A 2,073-nucleotide genomic window follows, 5' to 3' on the forward strand; every position below is an offset into this window, starting at 1 on the left:
CGTTCGCGGCGATGACGGCGCTGGCGGGGGTGCTCTACGTGGTCGCGCTGGTGGGGCTGCGGGTGGTGGGGCGGGAGGACCTGGAGTTGGTGACGGGGTTGTTGCCGGGGAGGCGGTGAGCGCGGCGCCCGCCTGATCCAGATCTCGTGAGCGCCGAGCATCGCGAACGGCTCGATCGTCGCCGCGTCCCCGGACTGGCCGTCGGCCGCATCCTGGTTTTTCATGTGCTGGATGCGGCACCAGCAGCCATCCGGGAGCGGAGGGGGACGATGAGCGTACCGTTCGAGATCACGGGCACCGACCATCTGGGCTTCGTCGTGGGCAACGCCCGCCAGGCGGCCATCTACTACCAGGAGCGCTTCGGCTTCACGCCCGTCGCCTACAAGGGGCTCGAGACGGGCAGCCGCGACGCCTCGGCCTGGGTGCTGCGCCAGGGGAAGATCACCCTGGTCCTCGAGACGCCGCTGAAGCCCGACCACCACCTCAACACCCACCTCGCGCGCCACGGCGACGCCGTGCAGGACATCGCGTTCCTGGTGGACGACGCGCGGCGGGCCTGGGAGTGGACCACCGGGCACGGCGCCCGGTCGGTGCGCGGGCCGGAGGTGCGCGAGGACGCGCACGGCCGGGTCCTGCTGGCGACGATCGCCACCTACGGCGACACGACCCACACCTTCGTCCAGCGCGACGGCTACCGCGGCGTCTTCCTGCCCGGCTACGAGCCGGTCGCCCCGACGCAGCCGGTCGAGGGGGCGGGGCTCGAGTTCGTCGACCACATCGTGGGCAACCAGGGCGACCGCGAGATGGAGCGGGTGGCGCGCTGGTACGAGGAGGTTTTCGGCTTCCACCGCATCTGGACCGTCGACGACAAGGACGTGTCGACCGCCCACTCGGCCCTGCGCAGCATCGTGGTCGCCAGCGTGAACGAGCGCATCAAGATGCCGATCAACGAGCCGGCCGACGGCTTCAAGAAGTCGCAGATCCAGGAGTACGTGGAGGCCAACTTCGGCCCCGGCGTCCAGCATGCGGCCATGTACTCGCACGACATCGTCGCCACGGTCGAGCGGCTCCGGCGCCACGGCGTCGAGTTCCTGGAGATCCCCGACGCCTACTACGAGACGCTGCTGGACCGCGTCGGGCCCATCGACGAGGATGTCGGCGTGCTGCGCCGGCACGGGATCCTCGTAGACCGCGACGACAGCGGCTACCTGTTGCAGCTGTTCACACGGCCTCTGCAGGACCGGCCCACGCTCTTCTTCGAGATCATCCAGCGCAAGGGCGCGCGCAGCTTCGGCAAGGGCAACTTCAAGGCCCTGTTCGAATCCATCGAACGCGAGCAGGCGCGCCGCGGCAACCTGTAACCGGAAGCGGAACGCCCGATGAAGCTCTGCTCCTACGCCCGCCGTCCGGGCGACCTCCCGCGCCTGGGCCTCGTGCGCACGGACGAGGTGGTCGACGTCGTCGCCGCCGCCTCCCTGCTGAACCGCGACAACGGTGCGCGTGACTGGACCGGCGTGCCGGCGACCATGCAGGAGGCCCTGGACGACTGGGACCGCTGCGAGCCGCTGCTGCGCACGCTCGCCCAGGCGGCCGGCGGCCTGAAGCGCGACGTCGCGCGCGACGGCGACCGCCCCGCGGTCCTGCCGCTCGACGGCGTGCAACTGCTGTCGCCGCTGCCGCGGCCGCCGTCGTTCCGCGACTTCTACGCCTTCGAGCGGCACGTGCGCGCCGCGCGCGGCCACCGCGGCCTGGACATGGTCCCGCAGTGGTACGAATTCCCCGTCTTCTACTTCTCGAACCCGGCCGTGATGCTGGGCCACGGCGCGACGCTCGCGACGCCGCCGGACACCGCCGAGCTGGATTTCGAGCTGGAGGTCGGCGCGATCATCGGGCGCGCCTGCCGCGACCTGGCTCCGGCGGAAGCCGAGGCGACGATCGCCGGCTACTGCGTGCTGAACGACTGGTCCGCCCGCGACCTGCAGCGGGCCGAGATGAAGGTGGGCCTGGGGCCCGCCAAGGGGAAGGACTTCGCCACGGGCCTCGGGCCCTGGCTCGTGACCCCGGACGAGATCG

The 2,073-nt window shown here is 71.2% G+C and carries 2 protein-coding genes; both read left to right on the top strand.

Annotation, left to right across the window (positions count from 1 at the left end):
* Positions 1–269 precede the first annotated feature (269 nt).
* Complete coding sequence (gene hppD, locus Q7W29_09795; GenBank protein ID MDO9172112.1) at positions 270–1,361, top strand: 4-hydroxyphenylpyruvate dioxygenase; 1,092 nt, start codon at positions 270–272, stop codon at positions 1,359–1,361.
* Between the two features lie 18 nt (positions 1,362–1,379).
* Positions 1,380–2,073, top strand: a 694-nt coding sequence (locus Q7W29_09800; GenBank protein MDO9172113.1) for a fumarylacetoacetate hydrolase family protein, incomplete at its 3' end; no start/stop codon positions are given.

The sequence above is a fragment of the bacterium genome, assembly GCA_030654305.1.
In the GTDB taxonomy this organism is placed as follows: Bacteria; Krumholzibacteriota; Krumholzibacteriia; order LZORAL124-64-63; family LZORAL124-64-63; genus PNOJ01.